The 23,478-nt window shown below is 36.6% G+C and carries 20 protein-coding genes; 9 read left to right on the forward strand and 11 right to left on the reverse strand.

Translation table 11 applies throughout. The features are described from left to right. Positions 1-6: 6 nt before the first annotated feature. The 5 genes from DRF57_RS03200 to DRF57_RS03220 all read left to right on the forward strand — a co-directional run bounded on the left by DRF57_RS03200 (position 7) and on the right by DRF57_RS03220 (position 4,314). The gene (locus DRF57_RS03200; RefSeq protein ID WP_047491795.1) at positions 7-636 is read left to right on the forward strand and encodes a 7-carboxy-7-deazaguanine synthase QueE; all 630 of its coding nucleotides are present in this window, start codon (positions 7-9) and stop codon (positions 634-636) included. Positions 637-735: 99 nt separating this feature from the next. Then, positions 736-2,049: an exopolysaccharide biosynthesis polyprenyl glycosylphosphotransferase gene (locus DRF57_RS03205; protein WP_228450346.1), complete on the forward strand. Its 1,314-nt coding sequence runs from the start codon at positions 736-738 to the stop codon at positions 2,047-2,049. A gap of 102 nt (positions 2,050-2,151) precedes the next feature. Continuing rightward, entirely contained in the window at positions 2,152-2,904 is a 753-nt protein-coding gene (locus DRF57_RS03210; protein ID WP_047491802.1) for an MlaE family ABC transporter permease, read from the forward strand. Beyond that, positions 2,904-3,719 carry an ABC transporter ATP-binding protein gene (locus tag DRF57_RS03215; protein ID WP_047491805.1) on the forward strand — a complete coding sequence of 272 codons (816 nt, stop codon included), beginning with the start codon at positions 2,904-2,906 and terminating at the stop codon, positions 3,717-3,719. The genes DRF57_RS03210 and DRF57_RS03215 overlap by 1 nt, the downstream gene beginning before the upstream one ends. After that, positions 3,703-4,314, forward strand: a complete 612-nt coding sequence (locus tag DRF57_RS03220; protein ID WP_052188686.1) for an outer membrane beta-barrel protein — start codon at positions 3,703-3,705, stop codon at positions 4,312-4,314. Before DRF57_RS03215 ends, DRF57_RS03220 begins: the two co-directional genes overlap by 17 nt. Before the next feature lie 37 nt (positions 4,315-4,351). Here DRF57_RS03220 and DRF57_RS03225 read toward each other — a convergent pair whose 3' ends face one another. Both DRF57_RS03225 and DRF57_RS03230 read right to left on the reverse strand, forming a co-directional pair. Beyond that, positions 4,352-4,666, reverse strand: coding sequence for a hypothetical protein (locus DRF57_RS03225; RefSeq protein WP_047491808.1), 315 nt, complete (start codon positions 4,664-4,666; stop codon positions 4,352-4,354). Between the two features lie 89 nt (positions 4,667-4,755). Next, positions 4,756-5,562, reverse strand: coding sequence for a M48 family metallopeptidase (locus DRF57_RS03230; RefSeq protein ID WP_084087004.1), 807 nt, complete (start codon positions 5,560-5,562; stop codon positions 4,756-4,758). Positions 5,563-5,669: 107 nt separating this feature from the next. Here DRF57_RS03230 and DRF57_RS03235 point away from each other — a divergent pair, with 107 nt between their 5' ends. Further along, complete coding sequence (locus DRF57_RS03235; protein ID WP_115916894.1) at positions 5,670-6,215, forward strand: DUF4251 domain-containing protein; 546 nt, start codon at positions 5,670-5,672, stop codon at positions 6,213-6,215. On the opposite strand, the gene meaB is transcribed toward DRF57_RS03235, so the two are convergent. Continuing rightward, on the reverse strand, positions 6,212-7,210 hold the full coding sequence (meaB, locus tag DRF57_RS03240; protein ID WP_047491817.1) for a methylmalonyl Co-A mutase-associated GTPase MeaB: 999 nt from the start codon (positions 7,208-7,210) through the stop codon (positions 6,212-6,214). The genes DRF57_RS03235 and meaB overlap by 4 nt on opposite strands. Before the next feature lie 196 nt (positions 7,211-7,406). On the opposite strand from meaB, the gene DRF57_RS03245 reads away from it, so the two are divergent. Together DRF57_RS03245 and DRF57_RS03250 are read left to right on the forward strand one after the other, a co-directional pair. After that, on the forward strand, positions 7,407-7,694 hold the full coding sequence (locus DRF57_RS03245; RefSeq protein ID WP_115916896.1) for a c-type cytochrome: 288 nt from the start codon (positions 7,407-7,409) through the stop codon (positions 7,692-7,694). Positions 7,695-7,714: 20 nt separating this feature from the next. Beyond that, positions 7,715-8,002, forward strand: a complete 288-nt coding sequence (locus DRF57_RS03250; RefSeq protein WP_047491822.1) for a c-type cytochrome — start codon at positions 7,715-7,717, stop codon at positions 8,000-8,002. 48 nt (positions 8,003-8,050) lie between these two features. Here the strand turns inward: DRF57_RS03250 and DRF57_RS03255 are convergent, their stop codons facing one another. From DRF57_RS03255 to DRF57_RS03270, 4 genes are all read right to left on the reverse strand, one after another. Beyond that, on the reverse strand, positions 8,051-10,630 hold the full coding sequence (locus DRF57_RS03255; RefSeq protein WP_047491825.1) for a T9SS-dependent M36 family metallopeptidase: 2,580 nt from the start codon (positions 10,628-10,630) through the stop codon (positions 8,051-8,053). Positions 10,631-10,809: 179 nt separating this feature from the next. Continuing rightward, on the reverse strand, positions 10,810-11,508 hold the full coding sequence (gene prfH, locus DRF57_RS03260; protein WP_047491828.1) for a peptide chain release factor H: 699 nt from the start codon (positions 11,506-11,508) through the stop codon (positions 10,810-10,812). 78 nt (positions 11,509-11,586) lie between these two features. Continuing rightward, entirely contained in the window at positions 11,587-12,978 is a 1,392-nt protein-coding gene (locus tag DRF57_RS03265; RefSeq protein ID WP_084086995.1) for an RtcB family protein, read from the reverse strand. A gap of 27 nt (positions 12,979-13,005) precedes the next feature. Next, positions 13,006-13,743, reverse strand: coding sequence for a hypothetical protein (locus DRF57_RS03270; protein WP_115916898.1), 738 nt, complete (start codon positions 13,741-13,743; stop codon positions 13,006-13,008). 435 nt (positions 13,744-14,178) lie between these two features. Here DRF57_RS03270 and DRF57_RS03275 point away from each other — a divergent pair, with 435 nt between their 5' ends. Next, positions 14,179-15,024, forward strand: coding sequence for a hypothetical protein (locus tag DRF57_RS03275; protein WP_115916901.1), 846 nt, complete (start codon positions 14,179-14,181; stop codon positions 15,022-15,024). A gap of 59 nt (positions 15,025-15,083) precedes the next feature. Here the strand turns inward: DRF57_RS03275 and scpA are convergent, their stop codons facing one another. The 4 genes from scpA to DRF57_RS03295 form a co-directional block, all read right to left on the reverse strand. Beyond that, positions 15,084-17,207, reverse strand: a complete 2,124-nt coding sequence (gene scpA, locus DRF57_RS03280) for a methylmalonyl-CoA mutase (protein ID WP_115916903.1) — start codon at positions 17,205-17,207, stop codon at positions 15,084-15,086. Positions 17,208-17,344: 137 nt separating this feature from the next. Further along, the gene (locus DRF57_RS03285; protein WP_115916905.1) at positions 17,345-20,386 is read right to left on the reverse strand and encodes a reprolysin-like metallopeptidase; all 3,042 of its coding nucleotides are present in this window, start codon (positions 20,384-20,386) and stop codon (positions 17,345-17,347) included. 138 nt (positions 20,387-20,524) lie between these two features. Next, the gene (locus tag DRF57_RS03290) at positions 20,525-22,627 is read right to left on the reverse strand and encodes a prolyl oligopeptidase family serine peptidase (protein WP_115916907.1); all 2,103 of its coding nucleotides are present in this window, start codon (positions 22,625-22,627) and stop codon (positions 20,525-20,527) included. Positions 22,628-22,720: 93 nt separating this feature from the next. Beyond that, the gene (locus tag DRF57_RS03295; RefSeq protein WP_084086985.1) at positions 22,721-23,398 is read right to left on the reverse strand and encodes a hypothetical protein; all 678 of its coding nucleotides are present in this window, start codon (positions 23,396-23,398) and stop codon (positions 22,721-22,723) included. Between the last annotated feature and the right edge of the window lie 80 nt (positions 23,399-23,478).

Here is a 23,478-nt window from a genome sequence, read left to right on the forward strand (position 1 = left end):
TTAAAAATGAACAAAGAAGAAGATATTTTATTAAAAGAAGGTAAAATGCTCCCTGTAATGGAGCATTTTTACACTTTACAGGGAGAAGGAGCCCATACGGGAAAAGCCGCCTATTTCATCAGATTGGGAGGTTGTGATGTAGGATGTCACTGGTGTGATGTAAAAGAAAGCTGGGATCCTGAGCTTCATCCTTTGATGAATGCTACAGAGATTGCTGAAACAGCAGCTAAACATTGTAAAACTGTTGTTCTGACAGGAGGAGAACCCCTTATGTGGAACTTAGAGATTCTTACCTCTAAATTAAAAGAATTAGGATGTACTATTCATATTGAAACTTCTGGAGCATATCCTATGAGTGGACATCTGGACTGGATCACTCTTTCCCCGAAGAAAACAGGATTACCAAAAGAAGAGATTTATCAAAAGGCTCATGAGCTTAAAGTCATCATTTTCAATAACAACGACTTTAAATTTGCTGAAGAACAGGCTGCAAAAGTTTCTGACAAGTGTAGGCTATACCTTCAAAGCGAATGGAGTAAGAGAAATGACATGTATCCAAAGATTACGGATTTCATTCTGGAACATCCGGAATGGCAGGCCTCTGTTCAGACCCATAAATACCTGAATATCCCATAAAAATACGTAAATTAGCTAGTCGTATTTTTTAAAAACTGATAGATGCAGAGAATTCGATACTCTAGATACCTGAAATCGATTATTATTTTGCTTGACCTAATGGTTATTGCATCTATCTTCATATTTTTTTTTATAAGCAGAAACGAAAGTTTAAAATACCATAAGGAAACCTGGTATCAAAATATTTTTTCTTTGATTTTGTTATTTTTGTTCTGGGTACTTTTAAGTGGTAGGACAAAAATTTACGATATTCCAAGAAATCTGACCTATACCCTTTTCCTTGAACGCCTTTTTATCCATTTCCTCTTTTTTATACTGGGAGTTCTGCTTATTGGAAAAGTAAGTAAAAATGTTTTTTTCAATTCTGATATTTACTGGCTTTCGTTTTACCTTTTGGCTTTTATTTTTCTGGCAAAATCTATCATTTATTTTACCATTAAGTATTTCCGTTCACTGGGGATCAATTATAGGAATGTAATGTTCCTGGGAAATAACGATTCTACGGGAATCCTTAAAAATATTTTTGAAGCCAGAAAAGATTATGGATACCGGATATTTGAATATGAATACTCAGATATAAATACGGATGAATTAGTTGGTTTTTGGAAAAAAAATGGGATACATACCCTATTTTTATCCACAGAAAACTCATTTAACGAAAATACGGAAACAAAAATTTTTAAGCTGGCAGAAGATCATAAGGTGCATATCTCGTTAATTCCGAGTATAACACAAAGTGATTTTTTCCTTTATGATCTCGGATATATTCAGACCCAACCCGTTCTTAACCAGGCAAGATATCCATTAGATTATTACTCTAATTTTCTGGTGAAAAGAACTTTTGATATTGTTTTTTCCATTATAATATTAGTTTTCATCTGCTCCTGGGCATTCCCTATTATTGCTGTTTTAATTAAAGCCAGCTCTAAAGGGCCGGTTTTCTTCCTGCAAAAGAGGTATGGCTTCCACGAAGAAGTCTTCAACTGTTTAAAGTTCAGAACCATGGTTCCCAATGATGAGTCTGCTACCAGTACGACCAGGGAAAATGATTCAAGAATTACGAAAGTCGGGAAGTTTCTGAGAAAAACCAGTATGGATGAACTTCCTCAGTTTATCAATGTACTGAAAGGAGAAATGTCTGTCGTAGGCCCACGCCCTCATATGCTGGCCGTAGATAATTATTATAAGCCGAAAATCGGAAGATATAGCTTAAGAAGTATGGTCAATCCTGGGATTACAGGTCTTGCACAGGTAAGCGGTTTGCGGGGTGATTTTGGAGATGTGGAAGTAGAAATGAAAAAGCGGGTTCTGGCAGATGCATTCTATGTAAGAAACTGGAGTTTCGTATTGGATATGGTTATTATTTTAAAAACAGTCTTATTGGTTATAGGTGGAGATAAAAACGCAAAATAAGGTGTAAAGCAATAGAAAAAAAATTCAATTTTAACACTTATCTGGGTTCCTGTCTTGGTATCAACCTTAGCCCAATTCAATAAAAAAGTCTAATTTAGCACTATGTTAAAAAAGTTTTTCACAGCAGTAGGGGAATACATGATTCTACTGGGAAAATCCCTACAGAAACCTCAGAAAATGAAGGTTTTCTGGAAGCTGTTCATGAGAGAAATTAATGATTTAGGGGTCAATTCTTTTGGCCTTGTTATCTTCACTTCTATATTCGTAGGGGCAGTAGTTGCCATTCAGATGTTCAACAATTTTGATGCATCTTCGTTTCCTATTCCTCCTTCATTTGTAGGATATGCCACAAAAGCAGTACTTGTTTTAGAGTTTGCTCCTACAATTATCAGTTTAATTCTGGCCGGTAAAGTAGGCTCTTATATTGCTTCCAGTATTGGAACAATGAGAGTTTCCGAGCAGATAGATGCATTAGACATTATGGGAGTTAACTCACCTAATTTTTTGATTTTTCCTAAAATTATTGCCTGTATGCTTTTTAACCCTCTTCTTATCGCCATCAGTATCGTATTTGGTATCGGCGGCGGATATATTGCAGGGATCTTAACAGGAAACTGGACAGAAAACGATTATATTGTAGGAATTCAAATGTATATGCCTAATCTCTTTATATATTATGCATTTAGCAAAACTATCGTTTTTGCTTTCATCATTGCTACCGTTCCTTCTTATTTCGGATATAATGTAAAAGGTGGGTCTCTGGAAGTTGGTAGAGCCAGCACACAGGCTGTGGTATGGACAATGGTATTCATTATCATTTCGGAATTAATTTTAACCCAATTAATATTAAGCTAATGATTGAGGTAAAAGATCTTAAGAAAAGTTTTGGAGATGTTGAAGTACTTAAGGGAATTTCAACTTCATTTGATAAAGGAAAGGTAAATCTGATCATTGGACAAAGTGGTTCCGGAAAAACGGTTTTTCTTAAAAGTCTATTGAATGTTTATATGCCGTCATCCGGAGAAATCTTATTCGACGGAAGGAATGTCAATACAATGACAAGAGACGAAAAACAACATCTTCGTTCAGAAATTGGAACGGTATTCCAGGGAAGTGCGCTATTTGATTCTTTAACTGTGGAAGAAAATATTATGTTCCCACTGGATATGTTTACCAATCTTACCTATAGAGAGAAAAAGAAAAGGGTTTTTGAGGTAATAGGCAGAGTTCACCTTGACAAAGCTGATAAAAAATATCCATCTGAAATCTCTGGGGGAATGCAGAAAAGGGTAGCCATTGCAAGAGCCATTGTAAACAATCCTAAATATTTATTCTGTGACGAACCCAATTCAGGGTTAGATCCATATACTTCCAAAATCATTGATGATCTTCTCTATGAAATCACCAAGGAATATAATACAACTACGATCATCAATACACACGATATGAACTCTGTAATGACGATTGGTGAGAAAATTGTATATCTGAGATTAGGAATCAAAGAGTGGGAAGGAAATAAAGATATCCTGATCACCGCGGGCAATAAAAATCTGATCGATTTCGTTTATTCTTCAGAACTGTTTAAAGAGCTGCGAGAATATTTGCTTGAAAATAATAAAACAATTGAAAATACAAATACAAAAATAGACAATAATGAAAAAGGCACTTAGTATAGCATTAATAGGGTTTTCAATGTGGGCTTCAGCACAGATCTCACTGGCAGGTAAAGCCAATTTAATATTTCCTACAGGTTCTCCTTCATGGTCAAACATCAAAGGAACTGTGAATGATGCTATTGAAGGAACAGGAAAAAATAATGTAGGTTTCAATGTAGGGCTTTCCCTAAAAGTAGGTCTTCCTACTTCATTATTTGTAATGCCTGAAATCTATTATACTCACTTCAAAAATGAGTTCACGACAGAGAATACAACTTTTGATGTAAAAAGCAACCGTATAGACGTTCCGGTTCTTTTAGGGTATAATCTTTTAGGAAATATGCTGGGCGTATTTGTAGGTCCGGTAGGGAGCTTCAATTTAAGCAAGGATAATACTTACAATGACTTCAAAGAAAATTCTAAAAACGATTTTACAGTAGGATACCAGTTTGGAGCACAGCTTGAAATTAAAAAGCTGATTGTCAATGCAAGATATGAAGGAGCATTCAGTAAGGATGAAAGAAACTTTATCAATAAGGTTTCAGGATCTGAGATCAGATATGACAACAGACCTAACTTATTTATGGTAGGTTTAGGGTATAAGTTTTAATCAACTATCGAAAATAACAACTTTAAATCCTCAAATTTTATATTTGAGGATTTTTATTTTGACTTTCTTCAAGCTCTGCCTGTCTTTTAGCAATCTCAGCAGCCTGTTTTTCAAGGTCTTCTTTATCCTTTTGTAACTGCTTGAATTCTTTTTTCTTTTGCTCTGCTTTTATAGCACTTCCTTTACTTACATAGCCTACCATTCCTCCAATAATTAATCCTATTCCTACTCCTGCCATCATCCCCATAATATGAGAAATTTTAATCTGCTCTACAGCAAAATCAGTAGTTAAATAAAAAAGTAAAGCGGAAACAGCTAACAGTATAAGTCCGGTAATTGATAAACTCTTCATAATATTGTGTTTGGGTGGTTAATTAAAAAAGCCTTATCAAATTTACTAAAAATTTAATAAGGCTTACTCAAGATTAAAATTCTATACGATTATATTTTCCCGCCAGCAGCCTTATAATATTCTAAAGCTTTAGGAAGGTCCTTATTAATATCTGAAATTCTGGTTTCCGGATTCGGGTGGGTAGACAGGAATTCCGGCTGTCTGTTTCCTGAAGATGCAGCTTCCATTCTATTCCAGAAAGGAATCGCAGCTCTAGGATCATATCCTGCCATAGACATCAGATAAAGTCCCATTTCATCGGCTTCAGACTCTTGTCCTCTTCCGTATTTCAATAAAGCAACCTGAGATCCGATAGGATATACCTTTTGAAAAACACCTGCCCATTGTGCATTTGAAATAGTTCCTCCTAAAATAGCTCCTCCGTATTGTGCTACCATTGCCTGAGAAATTCTTTCATTTCCGTGTCCTGCCAATGCATGGGAAACTTCATGTCCCATTACTACAGCAAGTCCGTTATCATCTTTCGTTACCGGCAAAATCCCTGTATAAACAGCTACTTTACCTCCTGGCATACACCATGCATTCAACTCACTACTCTGTAAAAGATTAAATTCCCAGTTGTAGCTGGAAAGATCTGCCGATCTTCCAATGCTCTGATAATATCTTTCTGCTGCGTTTTTAATTCTACTTCCAACATTTGCCACTCTCTTTGCATCTGCCGTACCGGTAATCACTTTACCTTTAGACAATGTCGTTCTGTATTCCTGCGCAGACATTGTTAAAATTTCCGAGTTGTTGGCCAACTGTAACGATGATCTCCCGGTAATCGGGTTCGTAGTACAGGCAACAGCCGACAGAGCAATAGCTCCTATTCCAAATAGATGTGTAACTTTCATAGTTTGAGTGTTAATAATTCAACCTTAACAATTTTTATTCCAAAACAGTATGAAAAAAATATATTTGCATACATTTTGCTATTTAAAATTAATAATTTAATTCGATCATGAAAAAGTTTATTTCTTTCTTATTTGCTTTTGGATTGTTGTTCTTTTTTCAGAACTGCGCTTCTCAAGGTTCAGTAGATCCAAAAACAGTAGAAACTTTAGTGGATTCACAGGAGTTTACATTCTATGCACAAAGGGCAAATCCTACAAACTATGATGTGATCAACGTGATGAATTCAATGCCGAATTCCACAGCTACAAGAGTACTGAATCTGAATGGGGATTACACGATTGATCTCAGTAAAAATAATATGGTTGTCGTTCTTCCTTATTTTGGAAGAGCATTTAGCCCTAATTACGGAAATCCCGATCAGAATAGCTACAGATTTACATCAAAAGATTTTACCGTAAATAAATCACAAACTAAAAAAGGAAAATGGATTCTCAAGATCAGGCCTAATGATGTAAGTAACGTTAGTGACATCAATATTGAGATCTTCAAAAATGGTAAAGCATTTGTTTCAATAGGAAGCAGTGACAGACAGCCTATTACCTATGATGGATATATTGGAAAAACTGAAATAAAAAAAGATAAGGAAAACTAATCCTTATTTTCTTTAGATTTAGATAGAAACATTTCAACAAATAATTTTGCTTCAGTGCTTGGGCTTGAAACCATCTCTGAAGCATTTTTTTTGTGCATCAAATAAGCTTCTTCCATGGATTCACTTTTTTTCATCAAGGCTAGAATATATTCCTGAACCCAATATTCAAACCTTTTTTCGGCCTGTAGAATTCGGATTTCTTCAAACCGACCACTTTTTTTCTTCAGCTCAATAAATTCAGTAATCGTATCATATATTTCTTTCAAGCCTTCATTATGTAAGGCAGATCCCAATAAAACCGGGATTTTCCATCCTTTTTCTTTAGGAGGAATAAAATCTAAAGCTCTTTTTAATTCTAATCTTGTGTTTTTGGCTTTCTGAAAATTATCCTGATCTACTTTATTGATAAAGATTAGATCTACCATTTCCATGATTCCACGTTTTATTCCCTGAAGTTCATCTCCGCCGCCGATAATTTTAAGAAATAAAAAAACATCTGTAATATCTGCAACCAATACTTCCGACTGTCCTACTCCAACAGTTTCAATGAGTATATAATCATAACCTGCAGCTTCGCAGATCATCATGGTTTCAAAAGTTGTATTGGCAACTCCTCCTAAGAACCCAGAACTTGGGGAGGGGCGAATGAAAGCATTTTCTTCCTTGGCAAGTTCTTCCATCCTGGTTTTATCTCCCAAAATACTTCCTTTATTGATAGAAGAGCTGGGATCAATGGCTAAAACAGCAACTTTTTGACCCTGGGCAATAGCCAGTCTTCCGAAATTTTCAATGAAAGTAGATTTCCCTGCACCGGGTACTCCTGTAACACCTACTCTGACAGATTTTCCTGTAAGGGGCATTATTTTTTTCAGAAGTTCTTCTGCCTGCATCCTGTGCTCTGCCTTTTTACTTTCAACCAATGTAATAGCTTTTGCAATCAGGCGCTTGTTTCCTGATTGTATTCCTTCTATTAAGTCTTCTGTAGAAAATTTCATTGGTTCAAAAATAATTAATTAAATGGGAATGACCAATAATTAATGGGGAATGATGAACCAGATATGGGTGACCATTTGAGCAAAATCTATTTCCTAATATGTTTTTAATTTTTATTTCTTCTAAATTAAAACTACAACGCCGTGTATCAATGGCTTAGAGAATTTGTTACATTTGTTATCTATCAAAATAAGAAACATGAAAAAACTCATCGCTGTAGCGTCATTTACTTTCATTTTATTGGTTTCCTGTACACCAAAAGCATCTACATCTGCTGTGGGATCTTCAACCTCAACGGCAGAACAAATTGCTCAGGGAAAAACAATTTTTGAAAATTCATGTGCAAAGTGTCATAAATTACCTGATCCTACCTCTCACAATCCTGTACAATGGGTAGGAATTATGAATTCTATGGCTCCAAAAGCAAAATTAAACGATGATCAGCACCAATGGGTTTATGATTATATCATTTCTATGAAAAAATAACACCAAATCCCAATAGCTTTATGAAAAAACTTATCTTAACCGGCATCGCAGCATCAGCATTTCTGGTATCCTGCGGACCAAAAAGTGTGGCTGTAACAGGGCCAAAGTATACCTCATCTGAGCAGTTGGCACAGGGAAAAACCATTTTTGAAAACTCCTGTGCAAAATGTCATAAGCTGCCAGAACCTACCAAGCATGACGACAAGGGATGGATCAACACTTTAAGCAGAATGGCTCCAAAGGCTAAACTGACTGATGACCAGCATCAAATGGTGTATGATTATCTGATTTCTGTAAATAAAAAATAAGCTTCCAATTGGAAGCTTATTTTTTTTATGAATTCTTTAAGCAAAGACTTATCTTACAATAAGCTTTTCAACCTGTACTTTATCTCCCTGTCGGATATGAACCATATAAACTCCTTTCTGCAAATCTTTTGTAGAAATTGCTTTTTTGGATGTCGATTCCCTGGAATCGAAGAACACTAATTTTCCGGACATATCAAACATTGTAATTTTAACTTGTTTGTTGGATTTATCTATGTTTCCTACAAAAAACTCATCATATGTAGGGTTAGGGAAAATAATGAATTTTTGGTCTGCTGTTTTAACATCCTGCGTCGATAAAGCAGAATTACACTCCTGAGGTACTGTTAAATCTTCCACCTGATCATTCGCTACAGATTTAACTCCTGCTGAAGCATTAACCCCTAAACCTCTTTTAGCAAATACATTCCAGATCATACATTTATCTGCACCGGCATTTTTAACAGCATCAGCCTGAAGAATAGCATCCCTTCCTTCAATAAAAGAAGGATTACAAGCCTGAAGTTTAATTGCGTCCATTACAATTTGTAATGCTCTGGCATTTCCTGAAGTCGGACTTGCCATCACATCACTATTATAGCCATATTTTTCAATATACTTCCATGTAAGATCCCATAGCATAGTTGTCCAGATAAATCCCATACCATGCGGAACAACTGCTGTATTTGTTTTTGCATAAGTATAGTTATTTACTGAAAAATCCGGAGAATATTTTGCAGGCCTGATACCTACTGCCGTTGTTGGTTGCCCATAAGGATATGTTCCCATTCCTCTAGCTAAAGAAAATGTATCTCCTGGTCTTGTTGTTATCATTAAAGCAAAATAATCTGACCATCCTTCACCCATTTGCTCTTTGGAAGCATCCTCATCAAGACATCCATATCCTTGCCCCGTTAATCTATTTGAAATCCCATGCCCGTATTCATGGGCAATAATACCGTTATCAAAACTGGAATGTTTAAAGCCATTAAAATCATATTTTAAAGTGACATTAATTGTTGTTCCGCCTGTAATCTGACTAGCAATATAGTCTCCTTCAGATTTCCCAATCATAATGGCTGGAATTGTAACTCCAGAGACAGTATTATCTCTCCCCATAGCCTGCATAGGATCACTATTAACGGGATCATAAATAATAGCTCCAATAGCTCCTGCATTCTGCATATTTTTGGTCTTAGTAGCGAAACTACAAGTCCCCCTTTTTGCAACGCCTATTTTTCCTATCATACTTCCTGCCGTTAATGTTGCGCACGCTTCATCCGGTGTAGCAAGAACTAAATTACCTGTTACAGGCTGTCCATTAAACAATTGTGTTCCAAAAGCTGCGCCTCCCGTCATTACTTTAGGTCTATTCACCATCGTCGCAGGTGAATTATATTTAAATCTATCGATCGGATCATCTACAGTTTGGGCTCTATTATAGAGATACATTTGCATTCTTGGAGCGAAAATATATGTCTGAGTGCCAATAACAGCTTCAGCGCCCGAATAAAAATTAGCATTGCTAAGTCCACTACCATCAAATGCTTCAGCATTAACAGCATCTCCTTGCAACCCTCCTTTACCAAAATTATTGGTCTGAAAATTTCTTGCAGTCTCTGTAAATCCGAATTTGTAGAAGATATCATGCATTTTGTTATTCATATAAAATAAATTCGTAATGGAGGCATCTCTATACGCAAACGGATTGTCATATCTTCCGTCTGCAAAAGGAAAATCAAAATTACGGGAGCTTCCTCCATCCGGTGAATAACCGGGAACATTAGCATTATCCTGATCCGAATAGGTATATACGTTATTTCCTCTTGTATTGGTGTAATTATTTGTTCCATCAGAATGCCATCCTTCAGGAGAAAGTGATAGATCCCAAGGATTGTTAACAATCGATCGGGAACCAAATGTAGGCGCTTCAATAGGTAGTGCAAAAATATTGTAAGATGCGTTCCCAGGTACAAGCAGATTAGTTGTTTTATTCTGATTATTCTCTTTGGAATTATCATCGATTATCTTTTCAGACTTATTGAATGTATGAGTATGGGAATCGCTTTCAAAATTGCAGCTTAATGTTGCATTACTTTTCTGGAAGATCTCACCATTGTTTGCATCAGCAATTACGTGCCACACATCAGGCGAGTTTTTATCTGCTACAAACATTTCTTTTGCAAGAATGCAAACTCCGTTTTTCTCAAAATATACATTGGGTAAATAGTCTACTCTAGAAATTTCACTTATTGCTAATTTCTGCCTAAGAAGGTCTTCCGGAAATTTCTCCTGAACTTTCTTCTGATTAGAAACTACAATATTTCTCTTAAATTCATTCTTTTCAGAGATAATTTTCCCTTCTTTAATAAGGACTTTTCCTAAGGCATTAAAGACCCTGAGCCCATCATAGGCTTGTTGTACATTGACAATATTTACACCAAGACTTTGAGATAAGTCTTCGTTTAAAATAATAACTCCCGTCTTATCATTGGCATTACTTCTTTGGGTAAGTGCTCCATTTTTTTTGTAATAATCCTGAATGATTGCCATAGAATTCTGTGCATTAATATGGCCAAAAGATAAGAAAGCTGCCATTGCAATCGGCATTAAAAATAGTTTTTTATTCATCTGATATGTTTTTTATAGAAGCAATTTATATATTATCCACATTAAAACACAGAAATAATTATTAAAATAAAAAAAGAAGACCTTTTTAGTCTTCTTTCCTCTTTTTTAGTTTTTTTATTTCACTTTTTTAGAGTATTCTATTTTGAATATCAACTTCAACTTTCTAAAGTCTAAATTCTTTAAATAAACTCATTTTTATAATTCTTCAATTCGTTTTTCAAGATACCTCTTTGTTTTTTGAAAGATTTATCCTGAAAATTCTTTTTAAAATCTGTTCCTGAAAATGTCCGAACCGGATTTCCACGTTCCACCTGCATCTGAAGAGACCAGGTTTCTTTCAGCTTTCTTTCCAGTTGTTGAATATAAACTTCCATTACCTTCTCTTTGAGTCTGATAACAGATCGTTTTTTATTCTCCAGCTGCGAACGCGAATCCTGTACAAACACGGTTTCTCTAGTAGGAATATGGGTGGCACGCACAGCAGTATTCACTTTGTTTACATTTTGTCCGCCGCTTCCCTGACTTCTCGCTGTTTGAAACCGGATATCTTTTTCATTGAAATCAATCATTTTTACATCTTCAAGTTCAAAGATTCCGATAAACCAATTGCTTCTTTTATTGAGTTTCCTGAATGTACTTTTTCCTATCCAGCAAACACTTCCCAGCCAGTTTTTTAAAAACAGGCTTAGGTCTTTTCCTTTTAAAAGCAGGGTCACAGACTTTAATGTCAGGTTTTCATCACCGTTTTCACGATGAATGATTTCGTATTCTATTGTATTTTGTTTTAATTCTTCAAGAAAGGTCTTTAGAACCTTGGCTACTACCCACTGGCACTCTAAAGGTCCTCTTCCTGAAGTTATTTGTATTAATTTTTCCATTGTTTACGTATTGAAAGCTGTTGGTTTACAGCTAACAGTCAAGCTCTCTCAACTGTTAACTACAAACCATAAGCTTAATTATCGGTCCATTCTCACGATTCTTGGTTGAAATGTCCCTAAAATATCTACCAGCCCGCTCTGTGCATTCATCACTTCATTGATATCTTTATAAGCCATTGGAGCTTCTTCAGCATTTCCCCCCATTAAAGTAACATTCTTCAGTTTCAGTTCCTTTTTAATATCATTTTGAGTGAAAAGACTTCTGCATGCCCCTCTGGAGTGCGCTCTTCCTGCCCCATGGGATGCAGAGTTCAGAGAATCCGGGTTTCCTTTTCCACGAACAATAAATCCTTTTGCCGTCATAGATCCGGGAATCATTCCCAGTTCATTTTCATTGGCTGGAGTAGCCCCTTTTCTGTGAACAATCACTTCTTTCCCATGATGAATTTCCTTCCAGGCAAAGTTGTGATGGTTCTCAATTCTGGCTTTTACTCTGCCCCCTACAGCTTTCACCAATCTTCGGTGGATATCATCATGACAGGCAGAGGCATAGTCTCCCGCAAGGTTCATAGCCGTCCAGTATTCCAATCCAAGATGGGTACTAAGGTCCAGCCATGCAAATTGCTGGGCTTCTTTTGGCAGTGGGCACTGTTCTACAGCCACTCTCGAATAATACTGGGCAATCTCTGCTCCCAGTCCTCTGGAGCCGCTATGAGAGAGAATTCCCAGATATCTTCCTTTCGGTAATCCGATCTGTTCATCCTCTTCAGTAATCTCTACTTCTCCAAATTCCACGAAATGATTTCCTCCACCTGAGGATCCCATTTGTTTAATGGCTTTGCCTTTTAATCTTCTAAGAATTGGAATATGATCAAAGGTATCTCTATCAAAGATTTCGTGATCTATATGGGATTTATGAGTTTCATACATCCCAAATTTCGTATGTTCCGCAAGAGCCTTTTCATATTTATCTCTTGCTCCGTTAAGATATGAAACCGGTGTATCCAAAATACTGAGGCTCATCCTACAGCCGATATCCATCCCAACTCCGTAAGGAATCACTGCATTTTCCACGGCAAGAACTCCCCCGATCGGAAGACCATAGCCACTGTGTGCATCGGGCATCAAAGCTCCCTGAACCGATACCGGTAGCTTTAAAGCAGTATACAGCTGATTTTTTGCTTCTTCCGAAATATTGCTCCCAAAGATCTGGAAAGAAGCACGCTGAGTATTCAGCATCCTTTTTTCTGTTTTTTTGGATGAAAGCAGGCTCTCTGCAATCTGCCCAAAAGTCAGATCCTTTTCAAAATTTTCCGGATGTACCAGTATTTCCTTTAAAAGAGATTTCACATGGTGGATATTTTTAGTTGCAAAATTTCTTTTCATGACTTCCAAAGCCACATTAACGCTTTGATTATTGGGGTAGCCCAGTTTTAATATATCTTTTCCTTTTAGTTTTAAATTTCCCATTGTTTTTGTTTTAAATAATAACAGGACCTATACGTCCATAAAGCTTTCTGCAATCTCTGTTGCAGACATTCTGCAGTTTATATATTTCCTGCTTTTGATAAGATGTAAGTCTTCTTTTTTCGTTCGCCATGAATTTGATTTACCATACATTGTTTTGTGAACAATTCCGGCAACGGTATGATCACTTAAATAAGATTCCAGTTCCGCGTATTCTTTTTCCAGTTCAAAGTCTACAGGTTTATAGTGGGTAATCATATTGACCTTTACACGTAAAATAAACCTCCATGGCTCAGTAAATTCGTAGTACACTTCATTGCATTTCCGATGGGGACAATATTCTTCGTATTTCAGAAAATATTGTCGCTCTTGAACAGTGAGTCCAAATTTTGGATCATTCCAAGACCAGGAAGAAATACGTTTCAGTTTTTGCTCTTTTTCTACATATATTCTTTTACCGAATTTTCTCTTTTTCTTAAGAAACTGACGGCTTTCGGAGTACATATAGGTATTGATTTTCTTTAGAATTCCTTCGAAAAACTCTCCGTCTTGGGATCTCATTACATCGTCCCTGACGACAAAAAACCTTACAAATCCCCTTTGATAAGGATTATCTAAAGGAATCCATGGGATATTTCTTTTTATATCCCTAAGCTCTTCACTACGTTTATACTTTTTTCTTATCTGCTTTATTACATCTTTTCTAATTGTTCTTTTCCTGCTTCTGACGCTTCTAAGGCGGGAAAGCAGAAGGTTATCATTTTCCATTTTAAGACACCAGATATCGATACAAGATCAATGATGATGAACTTGTAATACATCTGTTTTTTTTCAACTTAAATTTTAGTTGAATAATTTTACTATGATGAACAAGACGAAGTTTTAATCATAAAGATTCCTTCATTCTGTCCTTAATGACACTGAAAAGATTTCGGGGAAACGTGAGTTTGAAATATTGCGCAATAAAAAACCCGAAATCTCTACGACTTCGGGTTCTGATATTTCATTGTACTGTTATTCTATGAGTATACCAAACCACGAAGCCTTACCACCATAAGTGGCAATCCAACTGTAGAATTCTGTTTTGTTCTGAACATTGCTTCGTTGTTTTTTAATGGTTAGACTTGATTTTCAGCTGCAAATATAAAATTATTTTTTTAATCACCAATTCTTTTTAAATCTTATTTTTGTGAAAAAAAATTTATGTATAAACTTTTATTAGGCTTGCTTCCCTTGCTTTTTGTTGCATGTAAGAAGGAAAATCCTGTAAAAAAAGAAGAAGTAAAAACAACCGATACCGCCTGCAATTCGTCTCATTTTATGAAAAAGATTCTGGAGTTAGATGAAATGAAGACTCAGGCTAAATTTTTGGATTCAGTAACCCATGGAAAAAGCGGAATTGCTTTTTTGGTAGACAGTACAAGGGTGAAAAATGTCTGGGAATACTCTTTTTCTGCCGGTTATAATGGTCCTGACCGATTTGAAACCTATCATATTTTTTATGCTTCAAGTGACCAGTGTAATGCTCTAAAGATTGCAGAACCTGTGTCCGGTGAGACTCTTTCTATAGAGGAATGGAGAAAACGTAAAGATGAGCCTGTAGAAATGGAGTCCTCTTTAAAAAAAGGTCTCTACAGTTTACCTGTTGAGAGTCTTCCGCAAGTGGATATGAAGTTTTTGGAAACAGATTTTCTCATAGAAGGATCAGAGCAATACAGCTGCGGAAATCCCATGTTCAGATATTTTCCTTTAACTCGGTATAAAAATATTGAACTGGTTCTGGTTCCTATGGATTGTGGTGATTTTGACTACCGGTATTATCTTCTTACGGTATTGAATAACAAAATAATCGGAGAACTTTATGTGGAAGGACTTTGGTTTGATCCGGGAAAGGATGATAAAATCGAAGAATTCAGCAGCTATAAAATCAGTAAGGGTGGGAAGATTACTGTAACTACAGAACAAAAGCTTGACGGAAATCCTCAAAAAACAACGGATACTTATTATCAGATTATGGATGACGGTCATATCAATCCAATAAAAAAATAAAATAAAAAGGCTGTTTTCCATGTTGAGAAACAGCCTTTTGTTTATTCTTGATTTATCATTCAGATTTTTGCCAATAGTCTTTCTAAGATTTCCACGGCACATTTGGGAAGGTTTGTTCCCGGCCCAAAGATAAAGTCAGCTCCATTAGCATACAGGAACTCATAATCCTGTTGCGGAATTACTCCTCCTACCACAATGGTCACATCATCTGCTCCCAATTTTGACAACTCTTCTACAACCTGTGGTACCAATGTTTTGTGTCCTGCAGCCAGTGAAGATACTCCCAGGATATGGATATCGTTTTCAATGGCCTGTTTTGCCACTTCTTCCGGAGTCTGGAACAATGGCGCTACATCAACGTCAAATCCCATGTCTGCAAATGCCGTAGCCACCACTTTTGCTCCTCTGTCATGCCCGTCCTGCCCCATTTTGGCAACCATAATTCTCGGGCGGCGTCCTTCTTCTTCTTCAAACTTCTGAGTAAGATTAAGGGCTTTTTCAAAGTATTCATTTTTACCGGCGTTCATAGCATATACTCCAGAGATTGTTTTAATGTTTGCTTTATATCTTCCAAAGGTCTCTTCCATGGCATCACTCATTTCGCCAAGGGTAACTCTTCTTTTTGCGGCTTTGATACATAAAGCCAACAGGTTTCCTTTGCCTGTCTTAGCGCTTTCACGGATCTCATTTAAAACCTGTTCAACATCTTCAGCATTTCTTTCTGCTTTGATGGTATTCAATCTTTCGATCTGCTTTCTGCGAACTTCTGTATTATCAATATCCAGGATCTCTATTCCATCCTGTTTCAGTGAGGTTTTGAATGAGTTGACTCCAATAATAAATTCTTCCCCGCTATCAATCTTGGCTTGTTTTTTTGCGGCAGCTTCTTCAATTCTCATTTTAGGAATTCCGGCTTCAATAGCTTTGGTCATTCCTCCCTCCTGCTCTACCTCATCAATATACCTCATCGCTTCCTCTATCATCTGCTGAGTAAGGCTTTCTACAAGATTACTTCCTCCCATCGGATCTACCACATCACAAATTCCGCTTTCCTGCTGAAGGATGATCTGTGTATTTCTGGCAATTTTTGCGGAATAATCCGTAGGAAGAGCAATAGCCTCATCCAGTGCATTGGTATGCAGGGATTGCGTTCCGCCTAATGCTGAAGATAGTGCTTCAATAGCTGTTCTTGTAATATTGTTGAAGGGTTCCTGCTCCGTCAGAGACCATCCGGAAGTTTGCGAATGGGTTCTTAAGGCTAAAGATTTTGGATTCTGAGGATTAAACTGCTTTAAAAGAGTCGCCCAGATATATCTTGCAGCCCTCATTTTAGCAATTTCCATAAAATGATTCATCCCGATTGCCCAGAAAAATGACAGTCGTGGTGCAAAATCATCTACATTCATACCGGCCTTAATCCCTGTTCTTACATATTCTAGGCCATCTGCAAGCGTATAGGCCATCTCCAGAACCGGAGTAGCACCCGCTTCCTGCATATGGTATCCTGAGATGGATATCGAGTTAAATTTGGGTATATTTTGTGAGGTATATTCAAAGATATCTGCAATAATCTTCATAGAAGGTGCCGGTGGATAGATATAGGTATTTCTCACCATAAATTCTTTCAGGATATCATTCTGAATAGTTCCGGAAAGGAGTTCCTGTTTTACGCCCTGCTCTTCGGCAGCAACGATATAAAAAGACAGAATAGGGAGCACCGCTCCATTCATCGTCATGGAGACAGAGATCTGATCCAAAGGGATTTCATTGAAGAGTATTTTCATATCTTCCACAGAGTCTATGGCAACGCCTGCTTTTCCCACATCACCTACTACTCTTGCATGATCAGAATCATATCCCCTGTGGGTAGCAAGGTCAAAAGCAACCGATAGTCCTTTTTGCCCCGCTGCCAGGTTTCTTCTGTAAAATGCATTAGATTCTTCTGCTGTGGAAAATCCGGCATACTGTCGGACTGTCCATGGTTTCTGAACATACATCGTGGAATACGGGCCTCTCAGATAAGGTTCAATTCCCGGAGAAGTCTGTGTTAAAGATTCATCTTTTACATCTTTTTTTTCATAAGATGACTTAAGCTCTAATCCGTCTTTTTCAAAATTGTATATTTCTCTTTCCTGAGGTAATACATTAAAATCCGGCTTTTTCACAGAAATTGTCTTTCGCATTCCAATAATTTTTGTCTGCGTAAAGTTAATTTTTTTGAATGAAACACAAAACTTCTGTTAACATTCTATTTATCTAAAGCTTAGCCACAAAAAAGGCCGGGCAAATGCCCGGCCTTTATGATAGATATACGCTTTGCTTATTTTTTGATAAGCTTAGTATTGTACGTATTTTTCTCGTCTTTGATTGTTACTACATACATTCCTTTAACTAATGAAGCAACATTGATTCTACCTTCAATCTTACCTTCCTGAACCAATCTACCGTCTGCACTGTAGATTTTGTAATCTGCTTTACCTTTAAGGTTTTTCACTTCTACAAAAGTATCAGCAGGGTTAGGGTAGATAGACACTTCAGAAGTTTTTGTACTGTTTACTTCACCTACTGCCAGGTTCCCTGCAATTTTAACCGGGAAATCTTTAAATGAACCAACTGAATAGATTCCTCCACCTTCTAAATAAGATGGGCTACTACATGGTCCGCTAGCAGTAACAAAAGAGGTATTTGCCACTCTCATTCTTAAAGTTTTATCCCCTGAATAGGTGTCTCCAGGAACAGTAAATGTCATTGTTCCTGCGTGTAGTGAGTTAGCATCAGGAGTAGCACTATTAGATCCAATTTTCTCTGTACTTTCGAAAACACCATTCCTGTTGTAATCGATCCATACTTCTACGTTGTCAGGATAGTTATCATCTGCAATTTCGTTACCAATACCAATGTAAGACAATGTATATTGCGTTCCCTGAGTAAGGTTAATCATTTTGGTCGTATCTTCACTGAAATCTAAATAAGTTCTGAAGATACTCTTATAAGTTGCATCTAAGTAAGCCAAATTAGCTACGTTTAATTTAGCTAAACCACTGTTAAGTGCATAGTTGGCAAAACTATTTCCACCAGTACTCATTAAGCAATAATCTGCTCCTGTTCTTAATCCTTTAGTTTTGAAGGTATAATTATTTGAAAAAGCTCCAGGAACAGAGTTTACTACAGCAGCAACCTGTACTTCATAGTTAGTTTCATCTTCAAGAGCGCTTAACAATACTGAATTAGTAGGGCTCGTAGTATTGGTCCAGTTAGTAACTCCTGCTTTTCTATAATTAATAGAATAAGTAGCACCAGGAACACTATTCCAGCCTACAACAGCCGTGTTTTTCAATATATCCGCAGCAATCGCAGATACTCCTGTTGGCGCATCTGTAGTTGAAGTTGGTGCAGTACCAATAGCAACTTTTGGAGATACTGCATAGAATATATTTCCAATTGCAGAAATTTTTAATTTAATAGGACCTGTAACACCAGAAGGGATCTGGCCAGTATAACTTCCTGTATTAGGAGTAGAAGCTACAAGCTCTGTCCATGAAGATCCGTTTACAAGATCCGTTGTGTATTCTATTTTTACGTTAGCTACATTGTATGGTGCAGAGTTAGTATTCACTACATCCCATGAAATTGTATTAGCAGCATTATTGTATAGTACTGTAGCTTCAGTAAGACCTTTAAATTTGAAAGGGCCATCATCTTTAACATTAACCGTAGTTTCCGCCGATACTAACATTGGAGTAGCATTTTCGTCCCTAACAGTTACCGCATACTTAAGAGTTCTTGGAATATAAGAAACGGTTTCCCATTTTGTTTTATCTGTTAAATTTCCTGACATTACTATAGGAAGGCTTGGAAAATATCTTCTTCCACTGGCTGTTCCAAAATAAGATCTTGTCAATGCTCCCTGAGAATTATATCCCCAACCACTGTCACCGGATATTGAATGGTATGAATCAGCACTGTCATATTGTTCCCATGTATATTTAATAGGATCAGCATCTGTAGCTGCAGCATCCAGATAATACGCAGTACCTTTAGGAATATTATAAGCAGTAAGAGGTGAAATTACCGGAGCGGTATTGGTTGTTATATCCTGCCACACCCCGCATGTTGTCTTGCTATCCAGCTTGTTTAATACCTGGTTCACAGACGAATAATGAAAATAGGCATCAGTAAAGTTCTGTACATTATCTCCTGTAATTCCGGCATATCCCATTATGGTAGTACCACCACCTGGCTCTATGTTTACTCCCGATCCTTCTGAGTTGTGTGAAAATGTATGGTTTGCACCTAGCTGGTGTCCCATTTCATGAGCTGCATAATCTATATCAAAAGCATCTCCCGTTGGGTTTGCCATTTGAGTAAAAGCAGAACCTTTTGCTAAAGAGTTTGTATTTGCAGGATTAACACATGTAGATCCGATAGATCCAGCATTACCATTTCCCCCTGCTGCATTGAATACATGCCCCATATCATAGTTGGCATTTCCTACATCTAGAGTCAGCATCCTTTGTAATTGTAAATTCAATGAAGGATCATTTTGTGCTACTGGAGGTGTATAAAAATCTGTAGCAGGATTTGTGTAAATGATATTAGGAAGATCCTGAATAATTAACTTTATTCCAAAATCTTTCTGAAAAATACCATTTACGCGATTCATTGTAGCATTCATTTGCGCTACTGTATTAGCAGTTCCCCCATTTGGATCAAATTTTTGGGTGTATTCACCTGTAACTGCTAAAGCTAATCTGTAAGTTCTGAACTTTGTACTGGCTGGTCTGTTAGTATTTCCTGCATTAATATTAGACAGAGTATTTCTACCATAAGCTTCTAATGACTTTATATCTTTAAAATTCTTCTCATCTGTTGTACATTCGAAACCATGTTCTCCTTCCGTTCTCTTTGTTTTATAGAAAACACCATATACTTGCTTATCTGTAGTAATAGGCTCAATAAACTGGAATTTCCCATCTTTAATAATCATGGACTGCATTTCCCTTGGAGAAGTACTGAATCTTAAATATTTAGACGGATCGTCTACCCCAACTCCCATATAAGATCCTAGCTGATATCTGTCTGCCATAGATTTCTCCATTACAGGATCACTATATACAGCAAATCTTTCAATCTTCCCTTCTGCTGTAGGTAAAGAAACAATAACCGCCTGAGCTCCTTTTCCTGTTTCCACAGCATCCTTTAAAACGCTCCTAAGAGACTGTAAATCTAGTCTATAAGAATGTTGAACTTCTACTTCTTTTCTGATTTCGGACGTTCTTTGTGATGCAGGCGTCCACCTTTGTGCATTAAAGCTGGATAGCCCAGCCGCTAGTGCACAAACTAGTAAAATTCTTTTTTTCATAATTACTTAATTGAATAAAAATTAGTAAACTTTAAATATCCATGGTAAAAATACTAATTACAATCAAAGTAACCTCTAAAAAAATGGCTGATTTTTAATAAAATCAGCCATTTTTGTTATTTTTTTATTATTTATCTATTATTTCTTAATTCCCATCTCATACAAAGCAAACGATATGAGATCCGCATTTTCAGCAATCACTTGTTCTGTAGATCTTCCTGCGCCATGACCTGCATTTTTTTCTATTCTTAATAAAATAGGATTTTTACACGCCTGCTTATCCTGAAGTTCTGCTCCGAATTTGAATGAGTGAGCCGGAACTACCCTGTCATCGTGATCACTTGTAATAATCATTGTAGATGGGTAACACGTACCAGCTTTTACGTTGTGAACCGGAGAATATGATTTAAGATATTCAAACATCTCTTTATTATCTTCCGCTGTTCCATAGTCATAAGCCCAACCGGCACCGGCAGTAAATTTATTATATCTCAACATATCCAAAACGCCAACTCCCGGGAATGCTACTCTTGCTAAATCCGGACGGATAGTCATGGTAGCTCCTACCAATAATCCTCCGTTTGATCTTCCTGAAAGGGCCATGTATTCTTTTGAAGTATAGCCTTTACTTTGCAGGTATTCTCCGGCAGCAATAAAGTCTTCGAAAACGTTTCTTTTCTGCATTTTGGTTCCGGCATCATGCCATTTTTTTCCATATTCACCCCCACCACGGATATTTGGAACGGCATAAATACCACCATTTTCCATCCAGATGGCATTCACTACAGAGAAAGAGGGCTGTAAACTGATGTTGAAACCTCCATAAGAATATAAAATAGTAGGGTTTTTACCATCAAGCTTAGTTCCTTTTTTATAATTAATCATCATAGGAACCTTTGTACCATCCTTAGAAGTATAGAATACCTGTTCAGAGACATAATCTTCAGGATTAAATTTCACTTTCGGCTTCTGGTAAACTTCAGATTTACCCGAATCTACATTAAATTTATAGGTGGTTCCCGGTGTGATATAATTACTGAATGAATAATATACTTCTTTTTCCTTTTCTTTTCCTCCAAAACCGGAAATATTCCCTTTTCCAGGAAGTGTTATTTCTCTGATTAATTTTCCTGTCTTATCAAATTGTTTTACCTGATCAATGGCATCAATCATATACGTAGCAAAGAAATATCCTCCTCCCTGGGTAATCCCCAACACATTTTCAGTCTGAGGAATCACATCTTTCCAAGTTTCAGGAGCTGGATTTTTAATTGAGGTTTTCACAAGACGCATATTCGGAGCATCTTTATCTGTAGAAATAAAAAGATCATCTCCTTCTGTATCTACGATACTGGCATTAATATCAAATCCTTTTGTAATCTGTACAAAGTCTCCTCCATTCTTTAAATCTTTAATATACAATTCATTTCCATTGGTTGCATTGGCCGCAGAAATAATCAGAAATCGTTGATCTTCAGAAACATTTGCTCCCAGATATCTTCTTGGGGTTTTTTCGCCACCGAAAATCAGCTTATCTTCAGACTGCTTGGTTCCCAGTTTATGAAAATATACCTTATGCTTATCCGTCATTCCAGAAAGCACCGTTCCTTCTTTTGGTTTATCATAACTTGAATAATAGAAACCTTCGTCTCCCTGCCATGAAATACCGCTGAATTTCACATCTAATAAGGTTTCATCAATCTGCTTTTTTGTAATCGCGTCAATGATGATAATTTTGTTCCAGTCACTTCCTCCTTCCGAAATGGAATAAGCAGCTAAATTTCCTTTTTTATTAAATGAAAGCTGTGAAAGTGAAGTGGTACCTTTTTCTGAAAATTTATTAGGATCTAAAAATACTTCTGTTGCTTTGGTCTTATTGTCTGTTCTGTACAAAACAGACTGTGCCTGTAAACCATCGTTTTTAGAATAATATGTATAATCTCCTTCTTTGAAAGGGGCTGAAATTTTCTCATAATTCCAGATCTCTCTCAGCTGATCTTTAATTTTATCTCTGAATGGAATTTTTGAAAGATAATTCTGGCTGTAGGCTACTTCTTCATCCACCCATTTTTTAGTAGGCGCCGAATCATTTTCCAAATCTCTGAAAGGATCAGCTACAGCACTCCCAAAATAGGTATCAGTCTGGCTTCCTTTTAATGCTTTAGGATAATTCATTTTTTGAGAATAAAAAGATGCTGAAAACAGAACTCCAGCAGTTAATAATATAGGTTTAAAATTCATAGTGAACGGTTTTCTCAAAAATACGTAAAGTATGTGAAATAAAAAAAGCCCCGAAAACAGGGCTTTTAAATCTTTAATATATTAGTAATCACACTATTCTTTCGATCCGAAACTATCAAAATAGAAATCGGTCAGGTTGGTAACAATCTCATCCGGGCTACCGTTCCAGTAATATATTTTATTGTTTTCTTTAAGTTCATACAAACTGAACTCCTGATCAACACTCACCGTTTTATCTGCATTTTTAAAATCCTGAACAGACTGAGTAAGATATTTCTTCAAGTCTTCAGCTTTTACTTTCTGTGGATTTTCTGTAGGTTCCGGGGCTAATTTTGAAGGAACTTTAAAGCTTACGGCATAACTTACCTCTGCAATTTTTTGACCCTCCACATATTCATTCGGCACTACCTTCACACTTTTAACACTAAGTTTTCCTTTTCTGAAGTTTTCAAACATCACTCTGAAGTAATCTTCAGCTTCTTTTTTACAAGCTGAGGCTACTGTTTTTGGGAAAGCTGTCAGAAAGTTTTCGGCTGTCGTCTTAACTGTTTCTTCAGAAGTGTCTTTAAAGTTGACCTGATAAGCATCCTGACCTTCTACAGTAGGTCTTAGATAATCATTAAGCTTACCAATTGAAGCATCATCATTATTCACAAATGCTCCAAAAAACAATTCAAAAGCTTCTGCCGGTTTTTTTACTTCTGTCTGGGCCGTTGCATAATTACCCAGCATGGTAAGTACTAAAAATAAAATAATTTTGTAGTTTTTCATAGTTTATATTTTATGATATGTTGTTGATTTGGAAAAAATAAAGCCTCCAAAAAAATCGGAGGCTTTATTTTTATTTTTAA

This window comes from Chryseobacterium rhizosphaerae, assembly GCF_003385455.1.
Taxonomy (GTDB): domain Bacteria; phylum Bacteroidota; class Bacteroidia; order Flavobacteriales; family Weeksellaceae; genus Chryseobacterium; species Chryseobacterium rhizosphaerae.